This window comes from Saccharopolyspora terrae (assembly GCF_004348435.1).
Taxonomy (GTDB): domain Bacteria; phylum Actinomycetota; class Actinomycetes; order Mycobacteriales; family Pseudonocardiaceae; genus Saccharopolyspora; species Saccharopolyspora endophytica.
The window spans coordinates 53,525-79,679 of sequence record NZ_SMKS01000008.1; the positions used below are offsets into that span (position 1 = coordinate 53,525).

Sequence of the window (26,155 nt, forward strand, 5' to 3'; positions counted from 1 at the left end):
TGGCACGGGTCGTGCCGACTCGCCCGCAGCGCTGGGGCGACGGCTCGCGAGTGATGCAGTATCGGCCACCCTGGACGCCGCCGAGCTCGGCGTTTCAGTAATGTCTGAATCATGGCGTTTGACGTCGCGGCGGTTCGCGGACTCTTCCCGGCGCTCGGCGACGGGTGGGTGCACCTGGACGCCCCGGCAGGCATGCAGGTTCCCGAGCAGGTGGCCACGGCGGCGTCCACCGCCCTGCGGGCCCCGGTTTCCGGTCCTGGCGGGAACTTCCCCGCTTCGCAGCGCGCCGAGGCGATCGTGGAGGCCGCTCGTCGCGCGATCGCGGATCTCGTGGGTGCCAAGCCCTCCGGGGTGGTGCTCGGGCCGAACTCGGCCGTGCTGCTCGGCAGGCTCGCCGACGCCCTGGGCGACGGCTGGATGATCGGCGACGACGTCGTCGTCTCCCGGCTGGACTCGCCCGACAACGTCGACCCGTGGCAGCGCGCCGCCCAGCGCTCCGGGTCCACCGTGCGCTGGGCCGAGATCGACATCGAGACCTGCGAGCTGCCGACCTGGCAGTACGGCGACCTGGTCACGCCGCGCACGAAGGTCGTGGCGATCACGGCCGCTTCGGGCGCGGTCGGCACCCGCCCGGACATCCGCCCGGCCGCGGAGGCCGCTGACGAGCACGACGCGCTGCTGGTCGTCGACGCCTCCTCCGCCGCGCCGTTCGTCCCGCTGGACATCACCGAGATGGGCGCCGACGTGGTCGCGGTCAACGCTTCGGCGTGGGGCGGTCCGCAGGTGGGTGCCCTGGCCTTCCGCGACCCGGCGATGCTCGACCACCTGCCGTCGGTGTCGCTGGACCACAGCGCCCGGGGACCGGAGCGCCTGGAGATGGGGCCGCACGCGCTGCCGCTGCTCGCGGGCCTGGTCGCGTCCGTGGACTACCTCGCCGGTCTCGACGACGCGGCCATCGGGCCGCGCCGGGAACGGCTGCTGACCTCGCTGCGCGCGGTGAAGTCCTACCAGGCGGGTCTGCTGACCAACCTGACCAACGGGCTGCGCAAGCTCCCCGAGGTGATGCTCATCGGCGACGCCATGCGCCGGATCCCGTCGGTGGCCTTCACCGTCAACGGCGTCAAGGCCACCGACGCCGTGTCGCACCTGGCCGACCAGGGCATCTGCGCCTTCGCCGATCCGGGCACCCACGGCGTCTTCGCGGCCCTGGGCGCAGCGGAGGTCGGCGGAGCCATCCGGGTCGGCCTGGCGCACTACACGAACTCCACCGAGGTCGACCAGCTCGTCCAGGCGGTCGCCGACCTCACCTGACCGGGTGGGGAACTCGAATTTCGCGCGAAATTCGAACGCCGAAGTTCGGGCTCGAATGTCGCGCGAAATTCGAATCCGCCTTCACCGCACCAGGAGGATCTTGCCCCGGACGTCTCCCGATTCGAGGGTGGCGTGGGCGCGGGACGCCTCGGCCATCGGGACCTGCGCGTGCACCGGCATCCGCACCTCGCCGCTCTCGATCAGCGGCCAGAGGCGTTGGCGCACGTCGGCGACGATGCGGGCCTTGCCGTTCGGTCCCTCCACGGGCCGTCCGCGCAGGCCGAGGGCCGACATGCGCAGGCGCTTCATCAGCATCTTGCCCATGTTCAGCTCGGCCTTGGCGCCGCCCTGCATCCCGATCACGGCCAAGAACCCGTCCATGGCCAGCGCCGAGAGGTTCCGGTCCAGGTAGGACGCGCCCATGTTGTCGAGGATGACGTTCGCCCCGCCGAGGCCCTTGACGACCTCCACGAAGTCCTCGTCGCGGTAGGAGATCACCGGATCGGCGCCCAGTTCCGCGCAGAGCGCGCGGCTCTCGGCCGATCCCGCGGTCGCCGCGACCCGCGCGCCCAGCGCCTTGGCGATCTGGATCGCGCAGGTCCCGATGCCGCCCGCGCCGCCGTGCACCAGGAACAGGTGCCCTTCGCGCAGTCCGGCCTCCATGACCACGTTCGACCAGACGGTGCAGGCGACCTCGGGGATCCCGGCCGCCTCGACCAGGTCCACCCCGGCGGGTTTGGGCAGCACCTGCGCCGCCGGGACGGCCACCCGCTCGGCGTAGCCGCCGCCGGCCAGCAGAGCGCACACCTCGTCGCCGACGTTCCAGCCGGTCACGCCTTCGCCGATCTCGGCGATGGTCCCGGAACACTCCAGTCCGGGGATCTCGCTTGCGCCCTTGGGCGGCGGGTAGTTGCCTTGGCGCTGAGCGAGGTCGGCGCGGTTGACCGCGCTGGCCACGACGTCGATGACCACCTCACCGGGGCCGGGCTGGGGGTCCGGGTGTTCGGTCCACACCAGGACGTCGGGGTCACCGGGCTCGCGGATTGAAATCCCATGCATGCCCGTGACGGTAGTCAGCCTCGGGCGGCGCGAAAACCGAGATCGCGGGCCGAGTCGGGAAAAACGGGAAAGATTCCCGCTTCTGAACTTCGTCCGGGTTCGCTTGACTGGATCGGACAAACACCCAATCCGCACAAAACGGGGGAGCTCGATGAGTTCGCGAACCATCACACCCAGACGCACGGCCGCTGCTCTGGCCGCCACCTGCGCGGCAGCTCTGGTCGCCATCGCCCCGGCTTCCGCGGCACCGGCCGGTCTCGGCGACCGGATCACCGGTGACGCCGTCAACCGTCACCTGATCGCGTTGCAGCGGATCGCCGACAGCAACGGCGGGAACCGCGCCTCCGGGCTTCCCGGGTACGAGGCGAGCGTGGACCACGTCGCGGGCAAGCTGCGCGGTGCGGGTTTCGACGTGACCACCCCGGAGTTCACCTACGACGCCTACTACCTGGACTCCTTCAGCCTCGCGGTCGCCGGTCAGCCGACCGAGGGCAACGCGCTGGAGTACTCCCCGGCCACCCCGCAGGGCGGGATCACCGCCCCGCTGTCGGTCGCCGCTGTCGACGACACCCCGGGCTGCGAGGCCACGGACTTCCCCGCTGACGTGGCGGGTTCGGTCGTGCTGATCCAGCGCGGCTCCTGCACCTTCGCCGACAAGCAGCGGGTCGCAGCGGATCTCGGTGCTGCGGGCGCGATCATCTACAACAACGTCGACGGGCCGCTCAACGGCACGCTCGGCGACCCCGCGGACGCGCGCATCCCCAGCGCGGGCGTGACCAAGCAGGTCGGCGAGGCCCTGGCCGGGCAGGCGGGCGCCGAGGTGAAGCTGGACGTCCAGTCGCGGCTGGAGACCGTCACCACCCGCAACGTCGTCGCGCAGACCCGCACCGGCCGCCCCGACAACGTCGTGATGGCGGGCGCGCACCTGGACAGCGTCGCGGAAGGGCCGGGCATCAACGACAACGGCAGCGGCAGCGCCGGACTGCTGGAGACCGCGCTGCGCATGGGCGGCAGCCCGCAGACCGAGAACGCGGTGCGCTTCGCCTGGTGGGGGGCGGAGGAGTCGGGCCTGATCGGTTCCACCAAGTACGTGCAGGGCCTGACCTTCGAGCAGCAGCTCGACATCGCGCTGTACCTGAACTTCGACATGATCGGTTCGCCGAACGCCGGCTACTTCGCCTACGACGGTGACGACTCCGACGCCGTCGGCTCGGGCCCCGGCCCGCAGGGTTCGGGTCAGATCGAGAAGGACTTCGTGGCCGCGATGGCCGCGCAGGGCGTGGAGCTGGAGGGCACGGACTTCAACGGCCGCTCCGACTACGGCGAGTTCATCGCCAACGGCATCCCCGCGGGCGGGCTGTTCACCGGCGCCGAAGGGGTCAAGACCGAGGCCCAGGCCGCCAAGTGGGGCGGCACCGCGGGCGCGGCTTACGACCCGAACTACCACCAGGCGGCCGACCACCTCGGCAACATCGACCGCCTCGCCCTGGAGCGCAACGCCAAGGGGCTGGCCAACGTCGTCGAGGCGTACTCGCACAGCACGGAGGCGATCAACGGCATGCAGACCCGCGAGGAGCGGGCACGCCTGCGCCAGGCGCAGCTGTCCACCTTCGCCGCGCACGCCGAGGGCCGTGCGATCCCGCACGGCCACAACGCGAGCTGACCAGCCGCTGAGCGGGGCGCGGTCGTCGCCGCGCCCCGCTCAGCGCTTCCAGAAGAAGTGGTGCTCGACGCCGCTCGGGGCGGTGACGCGCTCCAGGTGGTAGCGGTCGGTGAGCTCGTCGGGGCTCTGCCAGAGGCGGATACCGTCGCCGAGCTCGACCGGGACGACGGCGATGTGCATCTCGTCGATGAGGTCGGCGTCGATGAACTCGCGCAGCGTGGTGATGCCACCGCCGATGCGCACGTCCTTGCCGTCCGTGGCGGCCTTCGCCTTCTCGATGGCCTCCTGCGGCGTCGCGTCGAGGAAGTGGAACGTGGTGTCGGCGAGCGTGAACGAGGGCCGCTCGTGGTGGGTGAGGACGAAGACCGGGGTGTGGAACGGCGGCTCGTCGCCCCACCAGCCCTGCCACTCGTGGTCCTGCCAGGGGCCGCGCAGCGGGCCGAACTTGTTGCGCCCCATGATCTCGGCGCCGATGTTGCGGGTGAAGTCGCGCGTGAGGTGGTCCTCGAAGCCCCGGGTGCCGCCTGCGTCGGTGCGGTTCGGCCAGCTGGCGGTGGCACCGGCCCAGGAGAACATCGCCTCCGGGTTCACGGCCGTGCCGAACGGCTGCTCGAAGCTCTGGTCGTGACCTGCTCCGATGCCGTCCCGGGAGACGCTCATGCAGTGAACGCGGACGCGCTGCGCCATGTGAGATGTCCTTCCTGCGATCGTTCGACCCGTCGAACCTAGGACGCCCCACCGACGTTGTCTTCTCCGATCTTGCGCAACTCCGCTGCGCACGAGCGGGGCGCGGTCGTCGCCGCGCCCCGCTCTCCGGGTCAGGAGATGGTCACCTCTGCCGGGAGCTGCAGCGTGCCGCTGAGCGTCGCGCTGGTCGCGCCGTCGCAGAGCAGGCCGCTCTCGTTGATCGGGAACGAGGAATGGGAGTTGGCGGTCAGCTGATGGGTCCCGTTGTCCCAGCCGTTGGCCGGGACCGCGGCGTTGTCCACGGTGATCGTGCACGCTCCGCTGATGGTCACCGTCGCGCTGGCCTGGCTGATGTCGACGCTGCCGGTGCTGGTCGCGGTGGCCAGCCACTGGCCGGACGGGGTGACGGTGGTGGCCGCCGACGGGGCGAGCGTGTTGGTGCAGTCGGTGATGGTCGGCGCGGCAGGAGCGCCGGAGGAATCAACGGTTCCGGCGACGGCCGGGTTGCCGCCGACAGGTGCCTGGACGTTGCCGTTGACCACGTCGCACCTGACCTCGACGCCGGTGTTGGCCCTCATGACCAGCTGCGTTCCGCTCACGAGCGTGATGGGTTCGACGGTGTTCTGCGGGTTCCACTGCACGGCCTGGGCGGTGGCCGCCTGGGCCGCCGCGGCGCCGCCGAGGGAGAACGCGGCGATCATCGCCACTGCTGCGATCTTGCGTCGTCCTGCGCGCATCATGACCTCCTGTCGTGGGGCATGCCTCGCAGCTCCGGCGACACGTCGGTTCGCGTCGCGGAGTGGTGTGGAGAGGTGGTGAATTCGAGGCTGCGCCTGAGGGAAAATGTATAGAAACACGCATGTTTCTAAACCGCAATGACAGGTGTGATCACCAGTGTTCGCCGCAGTTCTGATTTGTTGGAAGAAGTGGGGCGAATCGGGTGAGCCGGTGGGCCAATCGGGTGTGGTCGACCGTTTCCCTGCGTAATTCCTCGCGAACGAGGTGGCGGAGCGCCCCGATGACGAATTCGATCCTCGTCTTGTTCTCCGGCTGGTTGTGCGCCGCGTTCAACTCGACGAGCGACCTGGTCAGATCGTTCGCGGAGGAACGGACGTAGGCCGATAGCCAGGGATGTTCGGTCTCATCGCAGTCGCCGAAGTACAGCCGGGCGGCGGCCGGGTTGTCGGCCAACCAGGTGATCAGCGCGGCGACCACCGCGCCGTATCGATCAAGGCAGTTCCGATTCTCCAGGCACGCCTGTTTGCAGGCCGCGTGCCACGCCTCCACCGCATCGGCGAACGACTCAGGCGAATTCGAGATCACGTGCTCACCTTCGTTCCCCCCGGAATGTCTACGCGGGCACGTTAGCGGGCCGGTAAGCTCGATTTGAAGATCTTGCTTCCGGCAAGCTGATCCATCGACCACGAGCGAGGTAGCAGGCAGGTGGGCGCCAGGGTTCCCCGCGATCAGCGGAAACTGCCGCCTGGGCGGCACGGAATCCCGGCGGATCAGGTGGCCGACGACCAGCGCGGCCGCATCCTCGACGCCGTGGTGACCGCCGTCGGTCGGCGCGGCTACGCGGACGCGACGGTCGAGGACTTCGTCAGCGGGGCCGGTGTCTCGCGCAAGACCTTCTACCAGCACTTCGCCAACAAGCAGGTCGCGTTCCTCGCCGCGTTCGACGGCGTCGCGGATCGCCTGGTCACGGCCGTGCACACCGCCTACTCGGCGCACGAGGACTACGTCGCCAGCGCTCGCGAAGCGCTGGAGAGCACGCTGCGCGAGCTCGCGGCGGATCCGGACGCGGCCGCGCTGGGCATCGTCGAGGTCTTCGCCGCGGGTCCTGAGGCGCTGCGCCGCCGCGGCGAGATCATCAGCAGCCTCACCGAGGTGATCACCGAGCAGACGCGGAACTTCCCGCAGACCGCGCTGGGGGCGAGCTTCACCGCCGAGACCATCGTCGGGGCGGTCCTCGAAGTCCTCTACAACCGCGTGCAGCGCGGTGAGGCCGAGCAGCTGCCCGAACTGCTGCCCGATCTGCTCTTCTGCGTCGTCGCCCCGTTCATCGGCGAACAGCGGGCCACCGAGGAACGCGCCAAGGCGCAGCGCATCGCGACGAGCTAGCTCCGCCGGGCGGAGCGCGCTCGCCGCCGGCCTGGTCGGCGCGCCGTCAGGCGCCGACGACCTCGGCGCTCGCCTGTTCCCCTGCCAGCAACGCCACCCTGTAGTTCGCCAGCGACTTGTTGAGCCGGTCGCGGGCGAGCTTCGCCTGTTCGTCGTCGACCCCGATGCCGAGGTGCGCGCACACGGCGGCGCCGGTGGGCTTGGACCGGGCCTTCACGTCTTGCGTCTCATCCACGACCCCCATGCTCGCAGCACAGGGCAGCCCGCGTTCCCCGAGCCCTCCGTCGGGAAGCTGAACCCTCGATGACGAGCGGGTTCAGGCCTGCACCACCACGCCCATCACTTCGAGGAACCGAAGCGCCAGCGGCTTGGCCGGGACGATCTCCTGAGCCTCGAAGCGCGCCACGTCGGACTCGGATATTCCGGCCGACGCGGCGAGCTTCGCCTGGTCCCAGCCCAGTTCCTGTCGGGTGAGGAGCACCAGGCGGACCAGGTCCTCGGTGTCGTGGGGGTGTTCTTGCTCGGTTCCACTCACGCGCCGACCCTATCGGCGCAAGATCACCGGTCCGTCACCCTGACGCAAGGCTCACAGATCGAGTGCCGGTGCGATCTCGCGCAGCGCGGGCAGCGGGTCCGCGGACGGGTCGTCCCCGAGGACCTGGATGACCACGTGATCCGCCCCCGCGTCCAGGTGGCGCCGCACGTGCTCGGCGATCGCCTTGGCGTCGCCGATCGCCACCAGGGCCTCGGCGAGCTTGTCGGAACCACCGACGACGAGGTCGGACTCGTCGAAGCCCTGCCGCAGCCAGGAGTTCCGGTAGTTCGGCAGCTGCGAGTACATGTGCAGGTGCTCGTGGGCGCGGCGCAGCCCGACCTCGCGGTCGGTGGTCAGCGCGACCGCCTGCTCGCTGACGACCCACTTGTCGGGTCCGAGCAGCTCGCGCGTGCTCGCGGTCTGCTCCGGGGTGACCAGGTACGGGTGCGCGCCGTCGCCGGCCGTGCCGGACAGCTCGATCATCTTCGGGCCGAGCGCGGCCAGCAGCCGGGCCGGCCGCGCGGCACCGGGCTCGACCTCGTCCGAGAGCTCGTCCATGCGCTTGAGGTAGGTGCGCATGGTCGCCAGCGGCTTGGCGTAGGTCCCGGCGTTGCCCTCGACGAGGGGAGCGTGGCTGACGCCGAGCCCGAGCACGAAGCGCCCGGGGTGCAGGGCGGAGAGGGTGCGGGAGCCGGCTTCGGCGGCCGTGGCGTCGCGGGAGTGGATGTTGGCGATGCCGGTGCCGACGACGAGCCGCTCGGTCGCTCCGAGCAGGGCTCCGGCCTGCGTCAGCGACTCCTTGCCGAACGCCTCGCCGTAGAACAGCGAACCGTAGCCGAGCCCTTCCATCTCCTTCGCCCGGGAGCGCACGTCCTGGATGCTCCAGGCATCGCTGGTCCACCACACGCCCACGCGGGACTGGAAATCGATCTGAGTCATGCCCCGACGCTATACCCGCGCGGCCGTTGTCGCGTTTCGCTGAGAAGTACCTGAACAATGGGGGATTCGGGCCCGCGCGGCGGGCACGCCCGCAAGACTGGGGGCATGTTCAAGAAGTTATTGGCGGCGGTCGGCGTCGGTGGCGCCGACGTGGAGACCGAGCTGCACACCCCGGGCGTGCAGCCGGGCGGTCAGGTCCACGGGGTCGTGCGGTTGCGCGGCGGTGAGGTCCCGCAGCAGCTGGACGGCGTGTCGGTCGAGTTCGCGACCCGCGTGGAGCGCGAGGTCAACGACGACGAGGTCGAGTCGGTGCGCGGCTTCGGCCGGCAGCGGGTCGGGGAGGCCGTGGCCCTGCAGCCGGGCCAGGTCGTGGAGCTGCCGTTCCAGGTGACGGCCCCGATGGAAACCCCGATCACGTTCTACGCCGGCCGACACCTGCCGGGCGGTGAGGTCGCGATCCGCACCAGGCTGGAGATCAGCGGCGCGGTCGACGCCACCGACACCGATCCGGTCGGGGTCGGTGCGCTGCCCGCCCAGCACGTCCTGCTGGAGGCGGTGGAACGCCTCGGCTTCCACCTGCACCGGGTCGACTGCGAGGCGGGCCACCTGCGCGGAACCCGCCAGACGCTGCCGTTCTACCAGGAGATCGAGTTCCACGGCTCCCCGAACTACCCACGCCTGAGGCAGCTCGAAGTCACCTTCATCGCAGGCGACGACGGTCTCGACGTGGTGATCGAAGGGGACAAGAAGGCGGGCCTGCTCTCCAGCGGCCGAGACCTCACCAACGTCCTCAACATCGACTACCAGGCGATTCCCCAGGTCGACTGGACGGCCGAGCTGCACAACCACCTCTCACGCATGGGCAGCGGCTGGCTGTGACCCCGGACGGCCGCGGCCCGGCGGGGTCGCGGCCGCTCCGAGAACCGTGCGATCTCGGACATTTCGGCTGTGGTCCCCGAGAGGTTCACCCGAGGATCACGTTGGTGGAACAAGCTTTCGTCGTTCCGACGAGAGGGAGTGGAAAGCGTGTCGAAGTGGGCCGTTTCGGGTGTGGATCGCCGCAGCGTGTTCAAGGCAGGTGGGGTCGGAGCGCTGGCGGTGGCGTTCGGCTCGACCGGGCAGCCGACGGCAGTCGGCGCGGGCGAGACCTCGTTGCGGTTCAACGACAACGGCAAGTTCAAGATCGTCCAGTTCAACGACACCCAGGACGGCCACCGCATCGACCGCCGCACGATCGAACTGATGGAACGGGTGCTCGACAGCGAGAAGCCCGACCTCGTCGTGCTGGTCGGCGACCTCATCAACGGTGACCCGAACACCGAGCTGGAGGCCAAGCAGGCCCTCAACAACATCGTGCAGCCGATGGAGCGCCGCGGTGTGCCGTGGGCCGTGACCTTCGGCAACCACGACGAGGACTCCACCCCGAAGACCGGTTTCGCCGAACCGGACATGCTGGAGTTCTTCCGCGGCTACCCGAACAACGTCAACGAGCTCGGGCCCGAGGGCGTCACCGGCACCGGGAACATGAACCTGCTGATCAACGACTCTCGCGGTGCCGCACCGGCCTTCAACGTCTGGCTGCTCGACAGCGGCCGCTACGCGCCCGAGCAGATCGCGGGTCAGGACTTCGAGGGCTACCCGGACTGGGACTGGCTGCGCGGCGATCAGATCAACTGGTACCTGGACACCTCCGCCGCCCTGGAGGAGCGCTTCGGGTTCCGGGTGCCCAGCCTGATGTTCCACCACATCTGCCTCTGGGAGCACCGGTTCATGTGGTTCGCCAGCGTGGACGGCCGCACCGAGGCCGATCACGCGCGTGCGGTCAAGAAGCACGGCATCACGGGCGAGCGCAACGAGGACGAGTGCCCGGGACCGTTCAACTCCGGGATGTTCTCGGCGATCCAGCACCGCGGTGACGTCAAGGGCGTGTTCGTCGGGCACGACCACATCAACACCTACCAGGGCGACTACTACGGCGTGCTGCTCGGTTACGGGCCCGGCACCGGTTTCGGCACCTACGGGCTCGGCGGCGAGGGCAACCACCGGCTCCGCGGCGCCCGCGTGTTCAACCTCAACGACACGGGCAAGGACGTGACCGTGGAAACCCACAACGTCTTCGCCGCCGACTACGGCATCGACCTCTCCGACACCGACCAGAGCATGGACCCGCTGCCCATGCCCGAAGGCCGCTGACCGAGGCGGTTCTGGTCCGAACCGCCCAAGATCGATGTCGGTTCCGCCCGGACGGTTCAGTTCGCGGTGTGGAGCACGAAACAACCCCGTTTCGGCTGTTTCTCGCGACACCTGGCTAGTGCCCGAGGCGTTCTCGAACTCGTCTCCGGAGGGTTTCGTACTCAGCGTCGAGGCGTCCGCTGCCGGTTGGGCGGGAGACGGCTTCCCCGGGGCCGACGAGCTCGTTGGCGGCGAACTGCTCTCGGGTCAGGTCCAGTTCGAGTCCGTCACCGAGACGGTTCCACCAGTGATAATCGACCCATTCGCCGTCGCGGTGAACCTCTCCTCGCATGAGGACCCCACCGAAGAGATCGTTGAGGACGAGAGCCGTGGTCCCGCACTGACCTCGTGCGGGGTTGTCGGGGCACCAGTCGGGAACGTCTTCCGGAGCACAGGTGTCGCTGCCCCACGAAGCCCGAATCGCACGCTCCACCTCGATCAAAGACCTGAAGACCATGCGATGCAGCATCCCGAAGCCCACCGACAGGGCAGGTGCAACTGAGAGGAGAATCGAGACGAACAGCAACAAGACCCGGCGGGAAATGTCCCGTCGGGTCCTGTTCGTGCTGGTCAGCTGAGCGGAAGCGGCGGGATTCGAACCCGCGGTCGCTCTCGCGACGCTCGCTTTCAAGGCGAGTGCATTCGGCCGCTCTGCCACGCTTCCACGCCGCAGCGTAGCCAACTCCGGGTGGTCGGCCTACAGCCGGTCCGGGGTCATTCGAGGCTGCGGAGGTGGTCGGTGAGGCGGCTGAAGATCGCCGCGAGGGTTTTCTGCTCGTCGGCGTCGAGCAGGTCGATCATGTGGTCGCGGACGCCCTGGACGTGGGACGGGGCGGCTTCGCGCAGCTTGGCCAGGCCCTGCTCGGTGAGGACGGCGAGCACGCCTCGGCCGTCTTGCGGGCATTCCTGGCGGCGGACCAGGCCCTCGCTCTCCATCCGGCGGATCTGGTGGGACATGCGGCTCTTGGAATGCGCGATGCCGTTCGCCAGCTCGCTCATCCGCATCTGCATGTCCGGAGCCTCCGACAGCGAGACGAGGATCTCGTAGTCGGCGATGGACAGGCCGTGCGCGACCTGCAGTTCTCGGTTGAGCCGATGCTCCAGCAGGGCGCTGCCCACGATGTAGGCGCGCCAGGCCGTCATCTCCGTGTCGCCCAGCCAGGGGGTCAGCTGCTCGGTCGCCTCACTCACCCGGTCAGGTTACCGAGCTCTGCGGGGACGCGTGTCCAGGTCGGAAACCTCAGGTTGAAAGTGGAATTCCCGACCTCCGGTTCTCGCGACTAGCATCGAGGCCGAACCAGGGGGTCGATGTGTCGGTCGCGGTCGAGGTCAGCGAGCTGGTCAAGCGCTATCCCAAGAGCCGCGCCAACGCGGTCGACGGGCTGTCCTTCCAGGTGCGGGCGGGCGAGGTCTTCGGGCTGCTCGGCCCCAACGGCGCGGGCAAGACCACCACCGTCGGCATCCTCACCACCAGGGTCGAGCCGACCAGCGGGCGAGCGGTGGTCGCCGGCGTGGACGTCGCCGCGAATCCGGTGGCCGCGCGCAGCAAGGTCGCCGTCGTGCCGCAGCGGGTGAACCTGGACCGCTCGCTGAACTCGCGGCAGAACCTGATCTGGCACGCCACCTACCACGGCGTTCCGCGCGCCGAACGGCATCGGCTGGCCGACGAGCTGCTGGACCGCATGGGCCTGGCCGACAAGGCCAAGGCTCGCGTCGACGACCTCTCCGGCGGTCAGGCGCAGCGGCTGATGATCGCCCGGGCGCTGATCCACAAACCCGAGGTGCTGTTCCTCGACGAACCCTCCACCGGGCTGGACCCGCAGGCCCGGTTGTTCGTCCACGACCGGATCAACGACCTGCGCGACCAGGGCGTCACGGTGGTGCTGACCACGCACGACATGGACGAGGCCGAGAAGCTCTCCGACCGCGTCGGCGTCGTCGACCACGGCAAGTTGCTGACCCTCGACGCACCGGAAGCCCTGATCCGCTCGCTGCCCGGCAGCGGAACCCTCGACGCCACGGTCCTGCCCGACGGCCAGCACCCGGACAAGATCACCGACCTGCTCGCCGAGGTCCGCGGCGTGCACCGGGTCGAGCGGATCAGCGCTGACGATGCCGCTGAGCTGCGGCTCCGGCTCTACGTCGGGTCCGAGCCGGCCGCGCTGCTCGGCCCGATCGCGCAGACCCTGCACGAGCAGCGGATTCCGGTCAGCGACCTGTCGCTGGGCTCGGCGACGCTGGAGGACGTCTTCATCGACCTGACCGGACGGGAGTTGCGATGAGCTCGGCCCGCGCTTTCCTCGCCGTGCTCGGTCGGGACGTCTTCGTCACCGGCCGGGAGCTGCCGAGCTTCCTCGCGCAGGTGCTGGTGCAGCCGGTGGCGCTGCTGTTCATCTTCGGCAAGGTCCTCGGCGAGCTCGGCTACACCCAGCCCGGCTACGCGCAGGTGCTGCTGCCGGGCATGATCGCGCTCAACGCGTTCCTGGTGGCGCTGCAGAACACCTCGTTCCCGCTGGTCCTGGACTTCTCGTACTCGCGGGAGATCGAGGACCGGCTGCTGGCGCCGCTGCCGATCAGCTGGGTGGCGGTGGAGAAGATGCTCTTCGGAGCGCTGCGCGGACTGTTCGCGGCGGTCCTGATGGTGCCGATGGGCGTGTGGATGCTCGGCCGGATCGACTGGGACCTGGGCGGTCTGCCGTTCGCGCTGCTGTGCATGGTGCTGGGGTCGGCGGCGGGCGCCGCGGTCGGGCTGACGGTGGGTGCGGCGGTGCCGCCGAGGCGCATCAACATCATGTTCGCGGTGATCCTGGCGCCGCTGATGTTCACCGGTGCGACCCAGTTCCCGTGGGCGCAGCTGGAGCACCTGCGCTGGTTCCAGGTGCTGTGCGCGATCAACCCGCTGACCTACGTCAGCGAGGGCATGCGCGGCGCACTGCTGCCGGGGATCCCGCACATGGCGCCGTGGGTGTGCGTGCTGGCGCTGCTGTTCGCGACGGCCTTGTTCGGCGCACTGGGGATCAAGTTCTTCCTGCGCCGCGCTCTCGACTAGAGCCGTTGAGGGATCACCTTGCTCAGCGGAGCGAGCTGAGTCCCACACCTGGAACTGCGGCTACCGCCGCAGGCTCGGACTTCTCGAAGCCGTAGCTCGAACGAGGTAAAAGATCCACACCATCAGGTGATCACTGCTCAGTAACGAGGTTCCGGTGGCTCCTCGGAATGCCTGTTTTTGCTGATCAGAGCCCGAATTCTCCTCGCGGACGCTGCGTGGGCCGGTGCGGTGGTGCTGGAACGCCCGGATAGCTTTCCGTCGGCATGTGATCTCTCCGATCAGCTGCCACCTCCGGGCGCCCCAAGGCGTTTCGGCCCGGAGGGCCGCAGCGCCAACGGGCCAGGAGCCGATGATGAGCCTACGTCGCACAGCCGGACGCACCGCGCGGGTGGCGCGGTCGCTGACGGCCGCCTCGCTGGGCTTGGCATGCCTCGCGATGACCGGTTGCGCGGGGGAGGGCGCGCCGGTGGAACGGCCTCCGTACGCCATGGCCAAGGCCGACCTGGGCATGCAGGCCGACTCCACCACGTTCACCGAATTTCCCACCGCCCCCACCGATCCCGCCCCGGGTGGGCTGACGGAGGGGGTCGTGCTGCGGGTGCAGGCCGACGTGGCCGTGCACCAGTCGCCCGGCGGGCCGGTGATCGCGAAGCTGCCCGCCAAGCAGCTGAACAACCCCACGTGGGTCCCGGTGATCGCCGAACAGGGCCGGTGGGCCCAGGTCCTGCTGCCCTCGCGGCCCAACGGCGCCACCGGCTGGGTGCTGGAGGACGACCAGGTCGAACGCGCCCGCACGCCCTACGTGGTCGACGTCGAGATCGACGCGCGGCGGCTGACCGTGCGCCGGGACGGCGCTGTCATCGGCGAGTGGGTGGTCGGCGTCGGGGCGGCGGATTCGCCGACGCCGCGCGGCCGGACCTACATCATGGCCGCGATCGAGGAAACGGTCACCAAGTTCAGCCCGATCATCCTGCCGCTGGGCATCCACTCCAACACCTTCAGCACGTACGGAGGCGGGCCGGGCACTGTCGCGCTGCACGGCTGGCCGGACCCATCGGTCTTCGGCCAGGCCAGCAGCGACGGCTGCGTCCGCGTCCCCGACGACGCGCTGCGCCTGCTGGCAAAGCTGCCACTGGGCACGCTCGTCCACCTGCGGTGACTTCGCCGCGGGTGGAATTCCCCACCAGGAAAAGGAAGAGGAAGCGATCTATGCGCAAGACTGCTTACTTGGCGGGCGCGCTGGCCATGGGCACCGCGAGCATGGTCATCGGCGGCACTCAGGCGTTCGCCGACAGCACCGACAACGACGGCGTCAACGTCGGCAACGACAACAACCTGAGCGTGCTGCCGATCCAGCTGTGCGGCAACAACATCGCGATCCTCGGCGCGGTCGTGCCGGTCGCGTCCCCGCAGAACGTGGTGTGCGCGGCGAACGCTCCGATCGTGGAGGGCCCGAGCGAGCCCCCGGCGGAGGAGCCCACCGAGCCGCCGGCCGAAGAGCCCACCGAGCCGCCCGCCGTGCACCCGCCGCACCAGGTCTCGCCCGGTGAGGAGTCGCTGCCCGAGGCCCCGGCGCCCGTCGCGGTGCAGGGCCACCACGCGGTGACCGGCTGAAGTCCACCCGGATGGATGGGGTGGCCACCTGAACGGGTGGTCCCCTGTCGCTTTTGTAGCGGCTGGCCCGGCCCGCCACTACATTCCGGTGCTGCGTAGATCGCTACGCGTAAGAAGTGCGGTCGTTTCGGCTCAAGCGACCGCATTCGCAGCGGTGGTGGTCGGCGAAGTACTCCCCCTCTCTTCGCCGGCCACCACCGTTGTTCTCCTCCCTCGCGGGAGCGCCGTTGATGAGCCTCAGCCGCCGAAGGACTTCGCGGCGGCCAGGAACGCGTCGTTCTCGTGGGTCTGGCCGATGGTCACCCGGGCGCCTTCGCCGACGAACGCCCGCACCACGACCCGGTTCTCCAGGCAGTGCTCGTTGAACGCGGTGGTGCGTTCGCCGAGCGGGAGCCACACGAAGTTCGCCTGCGTCGCCGGGACCTCGTAGCCCATCGCGACCAATTCGCGATGCACCCGGCCGCGCTCGGCGATCACGTCGCCGCAGCGCCTGCGGAGCTCGTCCTGGGCTTGCAGGGACGCGATCGCGGCGGTCTGGGCGAGAGCGTTGACGCTGAAGGGGATCGTGACCTTGCGCAGCGCCTCGGCGACCTTCACCGGCGCGATCGCGTAACCGGCGCGCAGCCCGGCCAGGCCGTAGGCCTTCGAGAAGGTCCGCATCGACACGACGTTGTCGCGAACCCGGGTGATCTCCACGCCGTCCGGCGCCTCCGCGTCGTCGACGAACTCGAAGTACGCCTCGTCGAGCACCACCAGGACGTCGCCGGGCACGCGGTCGAGGAAGGCGTTCAGCTCGGCCTCGCGCAGCAGGGTGCCGGTCGGGTTGTTCGGCGTGCACACGAACATCAGCCGCGTTGCCGGGGTGATCGCCGCCAGCATCGCTTCGAGGTCCAGGGCGTGCTCACCGGTCAGCGGCACCTTCACCTGCCGGGCCCCGACGACCTGCGTGATGATCGGGTACGCCTCGAACGACCGCCACGGGAAGATGACCTCGTCCTCGGCGGTGCAGGTCGCCTGCACCAGCTGCTCGCACAGCGCGACGGAGCCGCAGCCGACCGCGATCTGCTCGGGCGCGACGTCGTAGTGGGCGGCCAGCGCCTCGGTCAGCGCGCTCACCCCCATGTCGGGGTAGCGGTGGACCTCGGTCGCGGCCTGGTTGATCGCGGTCACCGCGCTGGGCAGCGGCCCCTCGGAGACCTCGTTGCTGGCCAGCTTGATCGAACCGGGAACGGTCCGGCCCGCCACGTAGGGCGGCAACTGCTCCAGGTCGGCACGGGTGCGCACGCTCATCGACATCTCCTACCTCGGTCCGTCAACCAGGACGTTAGTACGACGCCCCTCGCCCCCACACCACCACTGTCCGCTTCCCGCCTCGGCGAAGCGGACAGCCGGGCGCCGATCACGATGAGGTGCTCTTCGATCGAGTGTTGGTCCGTATGGATGACCGTGTTGCTCGATGTTTACCTACCTGTGGTTACCTGCCGGACATGATCCAAACCCGTACCGAGACGATCGCGCTCACCGACGGAACGGGCCTGCGGCTGACCGTCGCCGAGCCCGACAACGTGGTGCGCGGGGGCCTCGTCTTCCTCCACGAGGCGCGCGGAATCACGGAGCGGGTGCGCAAGCTCTGCAGCCTGCTGGCCCAGGAGGGATGGCTCACGGTGGCCCCGCACCTGTACCACCGCGACGGCACCGACGAGCTCGCCGAGGACCAGAGCGAGCAGGAGCAGGTGCGCAAGCTCTCGGGTGAGTCGATCCTCGCCGACTCCGACGCCGCCTTCCTCTGGCTGTCCGACCAGGGAGTTCCCGTCGACCGGCAGGGGATCGTGGGCTTCGACATCGGTGGTTCGGCGGCTCTGGTGGTCGCGTCCAACCGTTCGCTCGGCGCCGCGGTGAGCGTCGGCGGCAGCGGCATCCTCGAACCGCTGTCGGCGGAGCTGCCGCCGCTGGTGGACGTCGCCGGCGAGCTGGCGTGCCCGTGGCTGGGTCTCTACGGCGACGACGTCGAGGCCGGTGAGGTCGACAAGCTCCGCGAGATCACCGACGCCGCCGAGGTCGTCACCGACGTCGTCCGCTACCCGGGCGCAGGTCACCGCTTCGACCTCGACGCGGACGCCGCCGCTGAGGCGCTGCGCCGCGCGCGCAACTGGTTCGACCTGCACCTTCGCTGAGGCGGTGCCCGCCGGGGTGATGTTCGCCCTGGCAGGGAGGGCCTCCGGTGGGTTAGGAAGTAGCCCATGACGACCGCACCGGAGCTGTTGTGGGAACCGAGCCCGGAACGGGTGGCCGCCAGCCGGATGGCCGCCTTCCGCGCTTGGCTGCGCGATGAACGCGGACTCGACGTGTCGGACTACCGCGCCCTGTGGGAGTGGTCGGTGGCCGACCTGCCCGGATTCTGGTCGGCGATCGCGGAGTTCTTCGACGTCACCTTCCACGAGCGCGCCGACGAGGTGCTGGCCGAGGAGGTCATGCCGGGCGCCCGCTGGTTCCCGGGCGCGACGCTGAACTACGCCGAGCACGCGCTGCGCGACGGCGAGGGCAAGGGCGATGAGGACCTCGCGGTGGTCTTCGTGCGCGAGGACGGGCGCAGCGAGGAGATCAGCTACGGCGAGCTGCGCAACCGGGTCTCCGCGGCCCGCTCCGCGCTCGCCGAGCTGGGCGTCGGTGCGGGCGACCGGGTCGCCGCGCTGGCCCCGAACAGCCCGGAGACGCTGGTGGCGTTCCTGGCCAGCGCGAGCCTGGGAGCGACGTGGTCGTCGTGCTCGCCGGACTTCGGCGCCCGCGCCGTGGCCGACCGCTTCGTGCAGATCGAGCCGAAGGTCCTCATCGCCGTCGACGGCTACTGCTACGGCGGTCGGCGCTTCGACGTCCGCGAGACCGTCGACCAGCTGCGCGCGGAGATGCCCGGCCTGGCCGCGACCGTCCTGATCGACTACCTCGGCGAGGAGCACCGGCTGCCGGGCGCGCTGGACTGGTCGGAGCTGCTGGCCGACCACCGGGGCGCGGCGCTGGAGTTCACGCCGGTGCCCTTCGACCACCCGCTGTGGATCTTGTACTCGTCGGGCACGACGGGTCTGCCGAAGGGCATCGTGCACGGGCACGGCGGCATGGTGCTGGAGCACCTCAAGGCCATCGGCCTGCACTGCGACCTGGGCCCGGGGGACCGGTTCTTCTGGTTCACCACCACCGGCTGGATGATGTGGAACTTCCTGATCGGCGGCCTGCTGACCGGAACCACCCTGGTGCTCTTCGACGGCAGCCCCGGCTACCCGTCGCTGTCGGCGCTGTGGGAGCTGGCGGCCCGGTACCGGGTGAACTTCTTCGGCACGTCGGCCCCGTACATCCAGAGCTGCCTGAAGCGCGAGCTGCGCCCCAAGGACGACTTCGACCTCTCGGCGCTGCGCGCGGTCGGCTCGACGGGCGCTCCGCTGACCACCGACGGTTTCCGCTGGGTGGCCGACGCGGTGGGCGCGGACGTGCAGATCGCCAGCGTGTCCGGCGGGACGGACCTGTGCACGGCGTTCGTCGGCGCGAGCCCGGACGTCCCGGTGTGGCTGGGCGAGATCTCCTGCCCGCTGCTGGGCGCCGCGGCGGCCTCCTACGACGAGTACGGCGAGGAGCTGCACGAGGAGGTCGGCGAGCTGGTGCTGACCAAGCCGATGCCGACGATGCCGGTGTTCTTCTGGAACGACCCGGACGGGAGCCGGCTGCGCGAGTCCTACTTCGACACGTTCCCGGGAGTGTGGCGGCACGGCGACTGGGTTCGGATGACCGACCGGGGCTCGCTGGTGATCTACGGCCGGAGTGATTCGACTCTCAACCGCGGCGGCATCCGGATGGGCACCGCCGAGTTCTACCGCGTGGTGGAGGGCTTCGAGCAGATCGCCGACTCCTTGGTGATCGACACCTCCGGTGCTGGCGAAACCGACGGCGAACTCCTGTGCTTCCTGGTCCTTGCCGAGGGGGTGGAGCTCCAGGACGTCATCGGCGAGCTGAAGGCCGCGCTGCGCACCGAGCTCTCGCCGCGTCACGTGCCGAACCGCTTCATCGTCGTCGACGAGGTCCCGCGCACCTTGAACGGCAAGAAGCTGGAGGTTCCGGTGAAGAAGATCCTCGCCGGCACCCCGCCGGAGCGGGCCGTGAGCCGCGACGCCCTCCAGAACCCGGCATCGCTGGATCCGTTTGTGCAGCTCAGCAACACTGCGAGGGAGTGAACGGAGGATTAAGGGACCCCCCTGTTCGAGGGCGCTGAGGGGGTGTGTAAAGTTTTCTCCGGTGGCCGCGAAGGACGCCGGGAGGCTTCGCCTAGTCTGGTCTATGGCGCCGCACTGCTAATGCGGTTGGGGGTTACGCCCCCTCCCGGGTTCAAATCCCGGAGCCTCCGCAAGGGCCCTACCCTAGGGTGGGACCCGACAATTGAACAAGCGCCCGTAGCTCAACGGATAGAGCATCTGACTACGGATCAGAAGGTTTGGGGTTCGAATCCCTACGGGCGCACGTCTGGTCGAGACAGCAGAAACCCCCTCTCGCAGGGGGTTTCTTGCTGTCCTGGAGCGTCTGGTCAGAACGGTGGTCGGGTGGTGGCGATTTCGTACGCCGTGACGTTCACCTCTCGCATCTCGACGCCCGTGTCGGGGGCGTCGGCTCGTTCGCGCCAGGCTTCGATGGCGTCCCAGGACTCCCAGCGCTCGTAGTTGTTCACCCGGCCCGGGGTCACCGGGTCGGCGGTGATCGCGACGTCGAGGCATCCAGGGGCCTTGCGGGCGCGCTCGACGAGGTCGCGGTGCGCTTCGACGAACGCGTCCCGCTCGTCCTCGTCGACGGTCAGGTGGCCAGCGATGATCCACATCTGCGCTCCAGGGTCGAACCGAACAGGTTCCTGGAGTGACCGATCCGCGGTCTGGAAATCATCGGTCGGGGGTCAGGAAGCTTCCCGTGCGCGTTGGAGGATGCGCAGGGCGCCGATCTCGGCGACGTTCTTGGTGAGCTCGACGTTGACCCAGCCGGCCACGTCGCCGAGGGTCATGGCTGCGCCCCAGGGGAGTTGGGCAGTCAGGTCCGTTGAGTCGAGGTCGGAGTCGGTCATGCCGACCAGGCGTTGCCGCCACCGGTCGTGGAGGTCGCGCAGCCACCCCACCGCGTCGCGCGCGTTGCCGGGCCAGTGCTTCACGGCGCGCATCGCCTGAGCGTCCCCGTCGAGGCAGTCCAGCACGGTCGACCACCAGTACCCGATGTGCCAGGTGATCCAGCCGATCGTGACCGCGGGAACCGGATCCGGTTCCGTCTCGGCGAAATCGGCGATCCAGTTGCCGCTCTCGTCGGGCCGGACCGTCCAGTGGTGATCGGCGGGCGCCCACAGGCACTGCGCGTCGCTGAGCCCCTCGGCGTGGTGCTCGAACAGCGCCCACGTGATGTCGAGCTGGCGGAGCAGCAGTTCAACCCTCGCGACCGGCATGCCCGGATGCTCCCACCGCCAGCGGATCGGCGCGATCGTATTACCGGTCGGTCCGGAAGGACTCGGCGATGGTCCGGGTGATCGCGTCGACCGCCGGGGAGCGCCACCTCCGCTCGTCGAGCACGAACGCCAGCGGTGCGTCGGGACGCGCGTGGGGGAGGGCTCGCAGGCGGTGGTTCCGGAGGGCGTCGGCGCACGCCACCTCCGGCAGGACCGAGAGGCCGAGGCCGGCTTCGGCGCACGAGCGAGCGGCTTCGATGCTGCCGAACCGCGTGATCCGCGGCCGGATCGGGCTGTGCCGTTCGAGTTCGCGCACGAACTCGTCGCTGTAGCCGCACCCCTCTTCGAGCAGGAAGTAGGAGTGCTCGGCCAGTTTCGGCCAGGTCATCTCCTCCCGGGTGCTCGGATGATCCGGGGCGGCGACCAGCTCGATCGGCTCGGTCCCGACGGGCAGCAGGCTGAGCGGTCGCGGAGCCGCCGCGCGGTCGAGGATCAGCCCGAGCCCGAAGCGTCCTTCCAGCACCCCCTGGAACGTCTCGCGGGTTCCGGCGGGGATCAGGTGGACCGCGATCCCGGGGTGCTGCCGCCGCAGCGCCGCGACGGCCTTCGGGAGGCGGTAGGCGCAGACCGACTCGGGTGCGCCCACGACGACCTCGCCTGCGGGCTCCGTGGAAGCGGTGTTCTCGATCAGCCTGCGCTCGGCGTCGAGGACGGTGCGCGCGTGGTCCACGGCGCGCTGACCGGCGTCGGTGAGCCGGGCGCCGTCGGGAAGGCGGTCGAGCAGGCGGGCGTCGAGGGCCTTCTCCAGGGCTTTGATCCTGCTGGTCACCGTCGACTGGACCAGGTTCAGCTCCGCTGCGGCGGCCGTGAAGCTCTCGTGACGCGCCACCGCGAGGAACGTGCGCAGCAGATCGGTGTCCACGCCCCAAGCCTATCGACTTGCTCGATCGGCGCCATCGAAATCCATCGTTTGAACGAATGGGGGAGCTGGTGGACAGTGGACGCATGGCTGACATTCACCGCTATGCCGCGTTCACCTCGACCCCCACCGGCGGCAATCCGGCCGGGGTGGTGCTGGACGCGAGGGGGCTGGACGAGACCCGGATGCAGCAGATCGCCGCCGAGGTCGGCTACTCGGAAACCGCGTTCGCCTTCCCCACCGGGCCGCGGCGCTTCGACCTGCGCTTCTTCAGCCCGCTCGCCGAGGTCGCCTTCTGCGGGCACGCCACCGTCGCCACTGCGGTCGCGCTCGCCGAGCGCACCACGACCGGCGATCTCCACTTCGACACCCCGGCGGGTGAGATCGCGATCAGCACCGGCACCGACTCCTCCGGCGCCGTCCGAGCGGGCCTGCGCAGCGTCGCCACGACCAGCCGCGCCGCCACCGACGTCGAGGTCCGGGAAGCTCTGAAAGCGCTGCGGTGGAACGACGACGACCTCGACGGCGCCCTCCCGCCGCACGTCGCCTTCGGCGGCAACGAGCACCTGGTCCTGGCCGTGCGCACCCGGGAACGCCTGGCGGACCTGGACTACGACTTCGACGCGCTCACAAAGCTGATGCTGGAGCGGAACTGGACCACGCTCCAGCTGGTGTGGCGGCAGGACGACGAGGTCTTCCACTCCCGCAACCCGTTCCCGGTCGGCGGTGTGGTGGAGGACGCGGCCACCGGTGCCGCGGCCGCCGCCCTCGGCGGCTACCTGCGCGCCCTCGGCCACGTGACCGAACCCCGCCGACTCGCGGTGATCCAGGGCGAGGACATGGGACGCCCGAGCCACATCACCGTGGACGTCAGCCCCGACGACCCCCGCGTGACCGTGACCGGCGGAGCGGTCCCGATCCCGCTGGACTGAGCCGGGTTCAGGGGCGTCGCTTAGCTGTTGATCGACGCGGAGACCTCCGAGTTCAGGAGGTCTCCGCGTCGGCGCGATCAGTTGTCGTCGCCGCCGTCCTCCTGCTCCTGGCCGCCGTCCTCTTGCTGCTGCTGGTCGCCGTCTTGCTGCTCCTGCTGGTCCTCCTGCTGCGGGGGCTGGGCGAAGTCGCAGCCGGCGGTCGCGCCGAGCGCGAAGACGGCGCCGGCGACGGCGGTGACGATCCGGATTGTCGAGTTGCGCATAACTGGACGATACGGGCGACCGCGACGATTCGTCATGCCACCTGCGGAACCGGGGTCGCGGAGGAGCCGACCGCCATGCCCGAAATCCGCCAGCGGTCGGGTTCGCGGCGCCGCACAGTGGTGGTCATGGAGCTGAACATGGGTGAGAAGGTCTGCGTGATCACCGGCGGTAGCAAGGGGATCGGACTCGCGACCGCGTCCGTGCTGGCGGGCGAGGGGGCGCACGTCGTGGTGGGTGCGCGGAACGCCACGAAGGAGTTGGAGCAGTTGTGCGCCGAGCGCTCGGTGACGTTCGTCCCGGTCGATCTCGCCTCGCCGGGCGGAGCCGCCGAGCTGATCGACGTCGCCGTCGGCCGGTACGGCGGGCTGGACGTCCTGGTGAACAACGTGGGCGCGAGCGAACCTGCAGCGTCGATCAACGACTTCACCGACGAGCAGTGGCAGCGGATCTTCGACGTGACCCTGTTCAGCGCGGTCCGGGCCGTGCGCAGCGCCGTGCCCGCCATGCGCGGCCGGGAGGGAGCCGCGATCGTCACGATCGGCTCGCTGAACACCAGGCTGCCAGCGGGCATGATCGCGCCGTACTGCGCGGCGAAGGCGGCGCTGGGCAACTTCACCAAGGCCGTGGCCGAGGAGCTCGCACCCGCGATCCGCGTCAACACGGTCTCGCCCGGACCGGTGCGCACCCCTATGTGGACGGACCCGGCGCGTTCGCGGACGTGTTCGCGGATCAGGCGAGCACCACGCGGGACGACGTGATGGGCCGGCTGCTGCCCGAGATGATGTCGATCTCCAGCGGCCGGATCAGCGAACCGGAGGAGATCGCCGACCTCGTCGCCTTCCTGGCCTCACCCCGCGCGGCGAACATCACCGGCGCCGACCACATCATCGACGGAGGCATGAACAAGACCGCCTGACCACAACGGCGCTGCGGACCCCTCACCAGCCCCGCATCTCCGTTCTCTCCGGTCGAGTGCCTTTCGGGCTCCACGTGCTCACCGCTCGATCGGGCTAAACGCAAGCCCCTTCGTTGGAGCTTCAGCGCGCGCACGTCGCTCGAGCGGGGGTTTTCGCGGGTCGGGGGATGCGGGTGGCGAGGAGGGCTGCTGCCAGGCACAAGGCTCCGGTGGCCGGCCAGAGGAGGGCGTAGGTGCCGGTGAGGTCTCGGGCGAGGCCGCCGAGGAGCGCGAGGGCTCCGGCGCCGAGCTGGTGGGCGACGCTGATCCAGCCGAAGGCGATCGGGCCGTCGGCGCCGTAGAGCTCCCGGCACAGGGCGATGGTCGGCGGGACCGTGGCCACGTCGAGCAGGCCGAACACCACCACGAACGCGAGCATCCCGGGCTGCACGGAAGGCCCGAACAGGCCGGGGAGCAGCATCAGCGAGACCCCGCGGAGCGCGTAGTAGGTGGTCAGCAGCAGACGCGGGTTCATGCGGTCGGTGAGCCAGCCGGAGCCGACCGTGCCCAGCACGTTGACCACGCCGATGACCGCCAGCAGCGAGGACGCGACGCCGGTCGGCATCCCGTGGTCGTGTGCGGCCGGGGTGAAGTGGGTCCACATGATGCCGTTGGTCGACGCACCGCACACCGCGAAAGTGCTTGCCAGCAGCCAGAACGCGCCGCTGCGCAGCGGGAGGGCGCGCACCGCGCGGGTCACTGACGCGGGCACCGACGGCGGTTCCGGGTGCGTCGCGCCGTAGGGGAGCAGGCCGACGTCGGCGGGACGGTCCCGCAACACGGCCCAGGCGAGCGGGGTGACCAGCAGCGCGACCGCGACCAGCGCGCCGGTGGCCGCGTGCCAGTCGAAGTCGGCCAGCAGCGAGAACACCGGCAGCAGCGCGAACTGGCCGAACACCGTGGCGGCGGTGAGCAGGCCCGCCACCAGGCCGCGCCGGGCGGCGAACCAGCGGTCCGCCACCAGCGCGGCGAACGTCGTGGCCAGCGCGCCGCAGCCGGTGCCGACGAGCACTCCCCAGCCCAGCACGAACTGCCACGGCGCGGTCATCGCGGTCGTCAGACCCGCGCCCGAGGCGATCAGCAGCAGGGCGGCGGTGACCATCCGGCGCATGCCGAAGCGGTCCATCGCGGCGGCGCCGAACGGCGCGGTCAGCCCGTACAGCACGAGGTTCACCGAGGCGGCCGCGCTGATCGTGCCGTGCGGCCAGTCGAACTCGTGGTGCAGCGGCGTCACCAGCAGTCCGGCGGTCGTGGCGCAGGCGCCGGCTCCGATGATCACCAGGGCGGTCACCGCAGCGACCCACCAGGCTCGATGAACAGGCATGCCCCCCACCGTGCGATCCGGGGGCGCTCGCGACGAGTGGCCTGATGGCCAACATGTGAAAGGATCGGGCCATGTCCACTCGGGTGGCGGTGCTGGTCCGCGACGGCGTGATGCCGATGGAGCTCGGCCTGGTCCACCAGCTGTTCGGCAGCGCTCGCTCGGCCTGCGGCGAACCGCTGTACGAGGTCGTGACCTGCGCGATCGTGCCCGGCGTGATCCGCACCGACGCGGACTTCCCGATCCACGTCGAGCGCGGCCCGGACGCGCTGGCCTGCGCGGACACGGTCGTCCTTCCCGCCAGCCACGAGCCGGACGAGACCGAGACGGAGGGGCGGTTGCCATCCGCCCTGGCAGCCGCGCTCGCGCGGATCCCCGAGGGAGCCCGGATCGCGTCGATCTGCACGGGCTCGTTCGTGCTGGGCGCGGCCGGGCTGCTCGACGGCAGGCGGGCGACCACGCACTGGAAGTCCTGCGATCACTTCCGCCGGCTGTTCCCGCAGGTCGAGCTGGTTCCGGACGTGCTCTACACCGACGACGGGGATGTGCTGACCTCGGCGGGGGAGGCCTCAGGGATCGATCTGTGCCTGCACCTGATCCGCCGCGATCACGGAGCGGCGGTGGCCAACGAGGTCGCGCGCACCACGGTCGTCCCGCCTCACCGGGAGGGCGGTCAGGCGCAGTACATCCGTCGTCCGGTCCCGGAGCCGCAGGTCTCGACGACCGCGCGGGCGCGGGCGTGGGCGCTGGAGCACCTCGACCGGCCGCTCGCGCTGCGCGAACTCGCGGCGCAGGACTCGTTGAGCGTGCGCACCTTCACCCGTCGTTTCCGAGACGAAGTCGGCATTTCTCCGCTGCAATGGCTGACCCGACAACGGGTGGAGCGAGCGCGGCAACTATTGGAGGAAACCGACCTCCCGGTCGAAAAAATTGCATGTGATTCAGGATTTGGAACAGCTGCGTCGCTGCGCCAGCACCTGCAAAGCGAACTGGGTGTTTCCCCGAGCGCCTACCGCGCGACATTTCGCGGCGTGCCCAGGTCCGACCCGAGGTGAGGCCCCGCCGGGTGTGGCCGGCGGGGCCTCGGTTCGCG

30 protein-coding genes and 3 tRNA genes are annotated in these 26,155 nt (G+C 69.9%); 17 read left to right on the forward strand and 16 right to left on the reverse strand.

The window, feature by feature from the left end; translation table 11 throughout:
* Window positions 1-111 precede the first annotated feature (111 nt).
* The gene (locus tag E1181_RS07735; protein ID WP_132673272.1) at window positions 112-1,311 is read left to right on the forward strand and encodes a cysteine desulfurase-like protein; all 1,200 of its coding nucleotides are present in this window, start codon (window positions 112-114) and stop codon (window positions 1,309-1,311) included.
* 81 nt (window positions 1,312-1,392) lie between these two features.
* Here E1181_RS07735 and E1181_RS07740 read toward each other — a convergent pair whose 3' ends face one another.
* Entirely contained in the window at window positions 1,393-2,370 is a 978-nt protein-coding gene (locus tag E1181_RS07740; protein WP_132673273.1) for an NAD(P)H-quinone oxidoreductase, read from the reverse strand.
* Between the two features lie 151 nt (window positions 2,371-2,521).
* On the opposite strand from E1181_RS07740, the gene E1181_RS07745 reads away from it, so the two are divergent.
* Window positions 2,522-4,033 (forward strand): M28 family metallopeptidase, encoded by a 1,512-nt coding sequence (locus E1181_RS07745; protein WP_132673274.1) that lies wholly within the window; start codon window positions 2,522-2,524, stop codon window positions 4,031-4,033.
* Window positions 4,034-4,072: 39 nt separating this feature from the next.
* Here E1181_RS07745 and E1181_RS07750 read toward each other — a convergent pair whose 3' ends face one another.
* The 3 genes from E1181_RS07750 to E1181_RS07760 form a co-directional block, all read right to left on the reverse strand.
* A complete protein-coding gene (locus E1181_RS07750) occupies window positions 4,073-4,720 on the reverse strand; it encodes a dihydrofolate reductase family protein (protein WP_132673275.1) in 648 nt (215 codons plus the stop codon).
* Between the two features lie 131 nt (window positions 4,721-4,851).
* Window positions 4,852-5,457, reverse strand: coding sequence for a hypothetical protein (locus E1181_RS07755; protein WP_132673276.1), 606 nt, complete (start codon window positions 5,455-5,457; stop codon window positions 4,852-4,854).
* A 151-nt stretch (window positions 5,458-5,608) separates the two neighbouring features.
* Window positions 5,609-6,043: a hypothetical protein gene (locus tag E1181_RS07760; protein WP_132673277.1), complete on the reverse strand. Its 435-nt coding sequence runs from the start codon at window positions 6,041-6,043 to the stop codon at window positions 5,609-5,611.
* A 189-nt stretch (window positions 6,044-6,232) separates the two neighbouring features.
* Between E1181_RS07760 and E1181_RS07765 the strand changes: the two genes are divergently transcribed.
* Window positions 6,233-6,844 carry a TetR/AcrR family transcriptional regulator gene (locus tag E1181_RS07765; RefSeq protein ID WP_165944545.1) on the forward strand — a complete coding sequence of 204 codons (612 nt, stop codon included), beginning with the start codon at window positions 6,233-6,235 and terminating at the stop codon, window positions 6,842-6,844.
* A gap of 46 nt (window positions 6,845-6,890) precedes the next feature.
* On the opposite strand, the gene E1181_RS07770 is transcribed toward E1181_RS07765, so the two are convergent.
* From E1181_RS07770 to E1181_RS07780, 3 genes are all read right to left on the reverse strand, one after another.
* Entirely contained in the window at window positions 6,891-7,079 is a 189-nt protein-coding gene (locus E1181_RS07770) for a hypothetical protein (RefSeq protein WP_132673279.1), read from the reverse strand.
* Window positions 7,080-7,160: 81 nt separating this feature from the next.
* Window positions 7,161-7,379 carry a helix-turn-helix domain-containing protein gene (locus tag E1181_RS07775; RefSeq protein WP_132673280.1) on the reverse strand — a complete coding sequence of 73 codons (219 nt, stop codon included), beginning with the start codon at window positions 7,377-7,379 and terminating at the stop codon, window positions 7,161-7,163.
* A 51-nt stretch (window positions 7,380-7,430) separates the two neighbouring features.
* Window positions 7,431-8,318 (reverse strand): LLM class F420-dependent oxidoreductase, encoded by an 888-nt coding sequence (locus tag E1181_RS07780; protein WP_132673281.1) that lies wholly within the window; start codon window positions 8,316-8,318, stop codon window positions 7,431-7,433.
* 105 nt (window positions 8,319-8,423) lie between these two features.
* Between E1181_RS07780 and E1181_RS07785 the strand changes: the two genes are divergently transcribed.
* Entirely contained in the window at window positions 8,424-9,197 is a 774-nt protein-coding gene (locus E1181_RS07785; protein WP_132673282.1) for a sporulation protein, read from the forward strand.
* Between the two features lie 147 nt (window positions 9,198-9,344).
* Window positions 9,345-10,511, forward strand: a complete 1,167-nt coding sequence (locus tag E1181_RS07790) for a metallophosphoesterase family protein (RefSeq protein ID WP_132673283.1) — start codon at window positions 9,345-9,347, stop codon at window positions 10,509-10,511.
* A gap of 115 nt (window positions 10,512-10,626) precedes the next feature.
* Here E1181_RS07790 and E1181_RS07795 read toward each other — a convergent pair whose 3' ends face one another.
* The 3 genes from E1181_RS07795 to E1181_RS07805 form a co-directional block, all read right to left on the reverse strand.
* Window positions 10,627-11,079, reverse strand: coding sequence for a YunG family protein (locus E1181_RS07795; protein ID WP_235876595.1), 453 nt, complete (start codon window positions 11,077-11,079; stop codon window positions 10,627-10,629).
* Between the two features lie 50 nt (window positions 11,080-11,129).
* Window positions 11,130-11,214 (reverse strand) — tRNA-Ser (locus E1181_RS07800).
* Between the two features lie 50 nt (window positions 11,215-11,264).
* The gene (locus E1181_RS07805; protein WP_132673369.1) at window positions 11,265-11,693 is read right to left on the reverse strand and encodes a MarR family winged helix-turn-helix transcriptional regulator; all 429 of its coding nucleotides are present in this window, start codon (window positions 11,691-11,693) and stop codon (window positions 11,265-11,267) included.
* 167 nt (window positions 11,694-11,860) lie between these two features.
* Here E1181_RS07805 and E1181_RS07810 point away from each other — a divergent pair, with 167 nt between their 5' ends.
* From E1181_RS07810 to E1181_RS07825, 4 genes are all read left to right on the forward strand, one after another.
* On the forward strand, window positions 11,861-12,832 hold the full coding sequence (locus tag E1181_RS07810; protein ID WP_132673284.1) for an ABC transporter ATP-binding protein: 972 nt from the start codon (window positions 11,861-11,863) through the stop codon (window positions 12,830-12,832).
* Window positions 12,829-13,599, forward strand: coding sequence for an ABC transporter permease (locus E1181_RS07815; protein WP_132673285.1), 771 nt, complete (start codon window positions 12,829-12,831; stop codon window positions 13,597-13,599). The genes E1181_RS07810 and E1181_RS07815 overlap by 4 nt, the downstream gene beginning before the upstream one ends.
* Window positions 13,600-13,951: 352 nt before the next feature.
* Window positions 13,952-14,758 carry a L,D-transpeptidase family protein gene (locus E1181_RS07820; RefSeq protein ID WP_235876596.1) on the forward strand — a complete coding sequence of 269 codons (807 nt, stop codon included), beginning with the start codon at window positions 13,952-13,954 and terminating at the stop codon, window positions 14,756-14,758.
* A 50-nt stretch (window positions 14,759-14,808) separates the two neighbouring features.
* The gene (locus E1181_RS07825; protein WP_132673286.1) at window positions 14,809-15,213 is read left to right on the forward strand and encodes a hypothetical protein; all 405 of its coding nucleotides are present in this window, start codon (window positions 14,809-14,811) and stop codon (window positions 15,211-15,213) included.
* A gap of 237 nt (window positions 15,214-15,450) precedes the next feature.
* On the opposite strand, the gene hisC is transcribed toward E1181_RS07825, so the two are convergent.
* On the reverse strand, window positions 15,451-16,503 hold the full coding sequence (gene hisC / locus E1181_RS07830) for a histidinol-phosphate transaminase (RefSeq protein ID WP_132673287.1): 1,053 nt from the start codon (window positions 16,501-16,503) through the stop codon (window positions 15,451-15,453).
* A gap of 197 nt (window positions 16,504-16,700) precedes the next feature.
* Between hisC and E1181_RS07835 the strand changes: the two genes are divergently transcribed.
* The 4 genes from E1181_RS07835 to E1181_RS07850 all read left to right on the forward strand — a co-directional run bounded on the left by E1181_RS07835 (window position 16,701) and on the right by E1181_RS07850 (window position 19,713).
* Window positions 16,701-17,387, forward strand: a complete 687-nt coding sequence (locus tag E1181_RS07835) for a dienelactone hydrolase family protein (protein ID WP_132673288.1) — start codon at window positions 16,701-16,703, stop codon at window positions 17,385-17,387.
* 66 nt (window positions 17,388-17,453) lie between these two features.
* Window positions 17,454-19,430, forward strand: a complete 1,977-nt coding sequence (locus E1181_RS07840; protein WP_132673289.1) for an acetoacetate--CoA ligase — start codon at window positions 17,454-17,456, stop codon at window positions 19,428-19,430.
* An 80-nt stretch (window positions 19,431-19,510) separates the two neighbouring features.
* Window positions 19,511-19,600: transfer RNA gene (locus tag E1181_RS07845), tRNA-Ser, on the forward strand.
* A gap of 40 nt (window positions 19,601-19,640) precedes the next feature.
* Window positions 19,641-19,713: transfer RNA gene (locus E1181_RS07850), tRNA-Arg, on the forward strand.
* Window positions 19,714-19,777: 64 nt separating this feature from the next.
* On the opposite strand, the gene E1181_RS07855 is transcribed toward E1181_RS07850, so the two are convergent.
* The 3 genes from E1181_RS07855 to E1181_RS07865 form a co-directional block, all read right to left on the reverse strand.
* Window positions 19,778-20,065: a putative quinol monooxygenase gene (locus E1181_RS07855; RefSeq protein WP_132673290.1), complete on the reverse strand. Its 288-nt coding sequence runs from the start codon at window positions 20,063-20,065 to the stop codon at window positions 19,778-19,780.
* Window positions 20,066-20,137: 72 nt separating this feature from the next.
* Window positions 20,138-20,671 (reverse strand): DinB family protein, encoded by a 534-nt coding sequence (locus tag E1181_RS07860; protein WP_132673291.1) that lies wholly within the window; start codon window positions 20,669-20,671, stop codon window positions 20,138-20,140.
* A gap of 40 nt (window positions 20,672-20,711) precedes the next feature.
* Window positions 20,712-21,593, reverse strand: a complete 882-nt coding sequence (locus tag E1181_RS07865) for a LysR family transcriptional regulator (RefSeq protein WP_132673292.1) — start codon at window positions 21,591-21,593, stop codon at window positions 20,712-20,714.
* A gap of 83 nt (window positions 21,594-21,676) precedes the next feature.
* On the opposite strand from E1181_RS07865, the gene E1181_RS07870 reads away from it, so the two are divergent.
* The gene (locus E1181_RS07870; RefSeq protein WP_132673293.1) at window positions 21,677-22,522 is read left to right on the forward strand and encodes a PhzF family phenazine biosynthesis isomerase; all 846 of its coding nucleotides are present in this window, start codon (window positions 21,677-21,679) and stop codon (window positions 22,520-22,522) included.
* 77 nt (window positions 22,523-22,599) lie between these two features.
* On the opposite strand, the gene E1181_RS07875 is transcribed toward E1181_RS07870, so the two are convergent.
* Window positions 22,600-22,785 (reverse strand): hypothetical protein, encoded by a 186-nt coding sequence (locus E1181_RS07875; RefSeq protein ID WP_132673294.1) that lies wholly within the window; start codon window positions 22,783-22,785, stop codon window positions 22,600-22,602.
* A gap of 126 nt (window positions 22,786-22,911) precedes the next feature.
* Here E1181_RS07875 and E1181_RS07880 point away from each other — a divergent pair, with 126 nt between their 5' ends.
* Entirely contained in the window at window positions 22,912-23,544 is a 633-nt protein-coding gene (locus E1181_RS07880; RefSeq protein WP_268952440.1) for an SDR family NAD(P)-dependent oxidoreductase, read from the forward strand.
* Window positions 23,544-23,702, forward strand: coding sequence for an SDR family oxidoreductase (locus E1181_RS32530; RefSeq protein WP_268952441.1), 159 nt, complete (start codon window positions 23,544-23,546; stop codon window positions 23,700-23,702). The genes E1181_RS07880 and E1181_RS32530 overlap by 1 nt, the downstream gene beginning before the upstream one ends.
* Before the next feature lie 121 nt (window positions 23,703-23,823).
* On the opposite strand, the gene E1181_RS07885 is transcribed toward E1181_RS32530, so the two are convergent.
* Window positions 23,824-25,065 (reverse strand): MFS transporter, encoded by a 1,242-nt coding sequence (locus E1181_RS07885; protein WP_132673295.1) that lies wholly within the window; start codon window positions 25,063-25,065, stop codon window positions 23,824-23,826.
* Between the two features lie 71 nt (window positions 25,066-25,136).
* Between E1181_RS07885 and E1181_RS07890 the strand changes: the two genes are divergently transcribed.
* Window positions 25,137-26,117: a GlxA family transcriptional regulator gene (locus E1181_RS07890; protein WP_132673296.1), complete on the forward strand. Its 981-nt coding sequence runs from the start codon at window positions 25,137-25,139 to the stop codon at window positions 26,115-26,117.
* Window positions 26,118-26,155 lie beyond the last annotated feature (38 nt).

Coding starts and splice junctions, on each gene's coding strand:
- E1181_RS07735 (WP_132673272.1), top strand. CDS start 112: ATGGCGTTTGACGTCGCGGCGGTTCGCGGACTCTTCCCGGCGCTCGGC.
- E1181_RS07740 (WP_132673273.1), bottom strand. CDS start 2,370: ATGCATGGGATTTCAATCCGCGAGCCCGGTGACCCCGACGTCCTGGTG.
- E1181_RS07745 (WP_132673274.1), top strand. CDS start 2,522: ATGAGTTCGCGAACCATCACACCCAGACGCACGGCCGCTGCTCTGGCC.
- E1181_RS07750 (WP_132673275.1), bottom strand. CDS start 4,720: ATGGCGCAGCGCGTCCGCGTTCACTGCATGAGCGTCTCCCGGGACGGC.
- E1181_RS07755 (WP_132673276.1), bottom strand. CDS start 5,457: ATGCGCGCAGGACGACGCAAGATCGCAGCAGTGGCGATGATCGCCGCG.
- E1181_RS07780 (WP_132673281.1), bottom strand. CDS start 8,318: ATGACTCAGATCGATTTCCAGTCCCGCGTGGGCGTGTGGTGGACCAGC.
- E1181_RS07785 (WP_132673282.1), top strand. CDS start 8,424: ATGTTCAAGAAGTTATTGGCGGCGGTCGGCGTCGGTGGCGCCGACGTG.
- E1181_RS07805 (WP_132673369.1), bottom strand. CDS start 11,693: ATGACGGCCTGGCGCGCCTACATCGTGGGCAGCGCCCTGCTGGAGCAT.
- E1181_RS07815 (WP_132673285.1), top strand. CDS start 12,829: ATGAGCTCGGCCCGCGCTTTCCTCGCCGTGCTCGGTCGGGACGTCTTC.
- E1181_RS07820 (WP_235876596.1), top strand. CDS start 13,952: ATGAGCCTACGTCGCACAGCCGGACGCACCGCGCGGGTGGCGCGGTCG.
- E1181_RS07825 (WP_132673286.1), top strand. CDS start 14,809: ATGCGCAAGACTGCTTACTTGGCGGGCGCGCTGGCCATGGGCACCGCG.
- hisC (WP_132673287.1), bottom strand. CDS start 16,503: ATGAGCGTGCGCACCCGTGCCGACCTGGAGCAGTTGCCGCCCTACGTG.
- E1181_RS07835 (WP_132673288.1), top strand. CDS start 16,701: ATGATCCAAACCCGTACCGAGACGATCGCGCTCACCGACGGAACGGGC.
- E1181_RS07840 (WP_132673289.1), top strand. CDS start 17,454: ATGACGACCGCACCGGAGCTGTTGTGGGAACCGAGCCCGGAACGGGTG.
- E1181_RS07855 (WP_132673290.1), bottom strand. CDS start 20,065: ATGTGGATCATCGCTGGCCACCTGACCGTCGACGAGGACGAGCGGGAC.
- E1181_RS07860 (WP_132673291.1), bottom strand. CDS start 20,671: ATGCCGGTCGCGAGGGTTGAACTGCTGCTCCGCCAGCTCGACATCACG.
- E1181_RS07870 (WP_132673293.1), top strand. CDS start 21,677: ATGGCTGACATTCACCGCTATGCCGCGTTCACCTCGACCCCCACCGGC.
- E1181_RS07875 (WP_132673294.1), bottom strand. CDS start 22,785: ATGCGCAACTCGACAATCCGGATCGTCACCGCCGTCGCCGGCGCCGTC.
- E1181_RS07880 (WP_268952440.1), top strand. CDS start 22,912: ATGGAGCTGAACATGGGTGAGAAGGTCTGCGTGATCACCGGCGGTAGC.
- E1181_RS32530 (WP_268952441.1), top strand. CDS start 23,544: ATGGGCCGGCTGCTGCCCGAGATGATGTCGATCTCCAGCGGCCGGATC.
- E1181_RS07885 (WP_132673295.1), bottom strand. CDS start 25,065: ATGCCTGTTCATCGAGCCTGGTGGGTCGCTGCGGTGACCGCCCTGGTG.
- E1181_RS07890 (WP_132673296.1), top strand. CDS start 25,137: ATGTCCACTCGGGTGGCGGTGCTGGTCCGCGACGGCGTGATGCCGATG.